Genomic DNA, 3,482 nt, shown 5'->3' with positions numbered 1-3,482 from the left:
GACTGAATTATTTCGTGTTGAGCTTCTGTGGATGCTTTATTCCAATTGTTCCACTGTTTTCTAACTGCTTCATGGCTTCTATTGTCCATATCGGCTACCCATGCGATTGCTTGGTGTACTTTCATTGGTTTGCGCGCTGTAAACCGCCTGTCGGGTGTAACCATACTTTCCACTCTTGCACCTAAGTGCATCAAAGGTACTTTGTCGCCTTGGCATAGCCCTTTCAGCAAGCCTTTGTGGATGTGATAACAGATCAACTGCTCGCGTTCTGTAGCTATGCCACGTTTCAATCGCTCCCATGCAATCACCAACGTAAAGTATTTATCGAACATTTCTCGCTGCAAATACCCGTCCTTGGCGCTAGAGCGATCACGCCAACGCATAATGCTTTCTACGTCCTCTAATCTTACGGTTTTCATTTCTTTCTTCTCCTGTGTTGTTGCAGTCAGTTTGCGACGGTTGCATGTTCGCGTACAGGGAATTTCATCCCCCCAAATCCCTTGCTAGATATTGTTGGCTATTTTTTATTCTATTTGTTTGTATGTTAGTTGGTTTGTTTGTATAATAAACAAACGTACAAACAAACCTTAAACGTGACAAAGGAACGTAACATGGCTAGAGAAAGAGCTTTTTCAGATCAGCAAGTCATAGAAGCAGCAAATACGCTTTTAGTTGAGGGTAAAAACATCAATGGAACGTCACTGCGTAACAAGATTGGTACAGGTCGCCCATCTGCCTTAATGTCTGCGTTTAAGGAGCTTGAAGGTTCTGGTCAAATCCTAGCACCTATGTTTCCAGACTCTACGGAACAAGTCATCACTCATCAGGAGTTACCGCCAGAAATCGCAGAGCGATTGTCGGTAATGCTTGGTGATGTTGAACAGCTTGTTCACCAGATCAACGACCACGCTCACTACACTGTTGAGCAGCGTCTTAACCAAGCGATTGCAGAAGCAAACGAACGTGCCGCTAACGCAGCAAAGCGCGAAGCGGAATCGATCCAAGAACAAGATAAAGCGTTCGAGCAGCTAGAAGATGCGCTTGAAACGAATACTGATTTACAAGAACAGTTAAAGTTGGAGCAAAAAGAGAGCAGTCGTCTCAATGCTGCGTTGAATGTTGCTCAGAGTGAAACGAAAGCTGCGCTCGATACCGTTGCGGAACGTGATGAACGTCTAGCTGAGATGCAAAAACAGATCGCATCAATGCAAAAGCAGCTAAATATAGCTGAATCGGACAAAGCGAAAGCTCAAGGTCAAGTTGAGTCACTAAACAAACAACTATCAGAAACAGGTCAAGAGCTAAAAACGGCACTGAATAACCTCTCTTTGTCGCAGCAAGCGCAAGCGAAGTCTGAAAGCCAAGTCGAACAGCTAAACAAGCAGTTAGAAGGGAAGTCAGAGGAAATGACGAAGCTGAACACAAGCCTGAAAATGTCCGAAAAAGAATTGGGGTCGTTGCAGGGGCAGGTTGGTTCATTAACTGAACAGATGGCTAATCAAAAGGCTGCTAACGACCAGTTACAAGGCAAATTCGACGAAGAGAAAGCCGCACATATTCGCGCTGAAAGTCGCATAGAAAGCTTAAATACAGAACTTAATAAGAAGAATGAAGCTCTCTTAGAAACCCAAGCTTCTCTTGGTGAAGCTCAAAAACTGAGTGCGAAGCTAGAAGGTCAATTAATGCAGTATCAAAAGAAGTAAGCGAATATAGAAATATTCACACCTTAATCATATGCATACGATTAAGATGTAAATTATACTATAAATCTCGTTTGTATGCATATGGTTAAAGGCAAGTGTCAACAATTCGAATCAGTAAGCAACAAAAGAAATCGCTTTTACTGCTGCATTTTCTAGAACTGCGGTTTGGTAAGCATATACCTGTTAATACGAGTTTTTTACGTACTAAAGTGGAAGCTGAGTTGAATGAAGAAAGCCACGTTGAGATCTCGTTAGCAAAGAATCATTTTTTAGTTTCATTGCGAACGCTTGCCAAACATGGTTATTTAGTTTTTCAGCCAAATACCGGAAAACTGATTAATGATAATGTCAGGGAAACGGAAAGTATGTGGCAATTAACAGATAGTGGTCGCCAGTTTGCTGAAACTTATTATTCATCTTTACTAAGACCAAAGCGATCTTACGTGAAATCATAGCTCGCTGATAGAGAAGAGAAAACGCTGATTAATTCGGGTGTACAACTATATGTGCTTGACGTGTCTCTGCATTCCACTCTTTCATTTCAGCAAGGAAAAGTCCATGCTGATTTATCGAGTCGATAAGTTCTGGAGCTCTCTCCAACTGGATGAGCATTGAAAGCGGGGCAACTTGTTTTTGCTCATGGTCAAAGCCATGCTCTATCTGATCTTCAATCATATAAAGGATTCCAGGCTCAGCTTCGCTGCCATCTTCAAACAAGCGTGACTCGATACCTTCTACATCGTAAAGGTGAACGAGTAGGTTATAGAGCTTTTCTGCCCCAACAAGTTTCGTGCGATTGGCCCGCGAGTTTAGATCGTACAATCTCATTTCTAGATTCCCTCCCTGCTTTCGAGCTACGTTAAGCATGAGCTTAATGTCTTTTTTGATATTAGATAAACCCTTGTTAGTCACTTTGGGTTTGAGGTATCGGATCAAAATTTCATTTCGGGTGTTGACCGGAACGTGGCGACTCGTTGCTGATACTTTACCAAGTAAGTGAAGTAGGGCGTGAGTCACTAGGTTATGCAGATTGTGGTAATACTCAAAATCTCGTTTGATTTGCATCGCTGTTTTGGGTTGCTCTATACGTAATATTAAATATGGGTGCTCGTTGGTCTGCATCATAACAAGACTGAATCAGGAAGAGGGTTAACCCTCTTCCTGTCCAGCTTACTTCACCATTTCGTAGACAACGAAGCGTGCCAGAAAGTCTGTGCCACCTCCTTTATACCGAACCTCGCAAAGCGAGTCTCGGACTATCAGAAGTCCACACAGTATTGTGATGCAAATGACCACTAAGCCCATCAGGGCGGTTTTACTTTTTGGCATTTTTCATTGCCTCCTAATGGTAAAGAGGCTAGTATTTGTATTGCAATGTACATTACTTGGCCTCGTTTGAATTTATAGTTCATTCGGGGCTTTGTATTTTCTACCACTTACAAAACAGGTTTTGCTCATGGTAGAAAACCAAGAGCACCCAGCGGCATTCTAAAGCTTTTCTGCTTCTCTCTCTATCCTTTTGTTTCTCAAACCCATTTTAAATATTCTTTCTTAAACGTATGCGTACGAATAAGAGAGGAATTATTTATTCTGCTAAATGATGTAGTTGTTTAAGTGTGTCAAGACAACACCTTTTCCGAGATTTTAATTGACTGATATACCATGGCATACTTTTTTGAACCCAAGGTGTTTATTCCAGTTGCAATCGATGCTCGATATTGGGTTCGAGTTGGGCGTTACCGCAAGCGGTCGGGCTTTTCGTCGCTTCGCTCCTCGTGC

General features: G+C 42.2%; 5 protein-coding genes. 2 read left to right on the top strand and 3 right to left on the bottom strand.

Translation table 11 applies throughout. The features are described 5' to 3' along the window. On the bottom strand, positions 1-419 hold a 419-nt coding region (locus AACR11_RS03065; protein ID WP_079324564.1), incomplete at its 3' end, for a hypothetical protein. Positions 420-611: 192 nt separating this feature from the next. Between AACR11_RS03065 and AACR11_RS03060 the strand changes: the two genes are divergently transcribed. Together AACR11_RS03060 and AACR11_RS03055 are read left to right on the top strand one after the other, a co-directional pair. After that, on the top strand, positions 612-1,703 hold the full coding sequence (locus AACR11_RS03060) for a DNA-binding protein (RefSeq protein WP_079324562.1): 1,092 nt from the start codon (positions 612-614) through the stop codon (positions 1,701-1,703). A 95-nt stretch (positions 1,704-1,798) separates the two neighbouring features. After that, the gene (locus AACR11_RS03055) at positions 1,799-2,158 is read left to right on the top strand and encodes a hypothetical protein (RefSeq protein ID WP_079324560.1); all 360 of its coding nucleotides are present in this window, start codon (positions 1,799-1,801) and stop codon (positions 2,156-2,158) included. A 28-nt stretch (positions 2,159-2,186) separates the two neighbouring features. Here AACR11_RS03055 and AACR11_RS03050 read toward each other — a convergent pair whose 3' ends face one another. Further along, entirely contained in the window at positions 2,187-2,768 is a 582-nt protein-coding gene (locus AACR11_RS03050; RefSeq protein ID WP_029790192.1) for a DUF2913 family protein, read from the bottom strand. 105 nt (positions 2,769-2,873) lie between these two features. Next, positions 2,874-3,032, bottom strand: a complete 159-nt coding sequence (locus tag AACR11_RS03045; RefSeq protein WP_017191255.1) for a Hok/Gef family protein — start codon at positions 3,030-3,032, stop codon at positions 2,874-2,876. Positions 3,033-3,482 lie beyond the last annotated feature (450 nt).

It is taken from the genome of Vibrio sp. L85, from assembly GCF_963871815.1.
Taxonomy (GTDB): Bacteria; Pseudomonadota; Gammaproteobacteria; order Enterobacterales; family Vibrionaceae; genus Vibrio; species Vibrio harveyi.
Note: the sequence above shows the minus strand (reverse complement) of the source record. Positions and strands in the feature narration are given on the sequence as shown.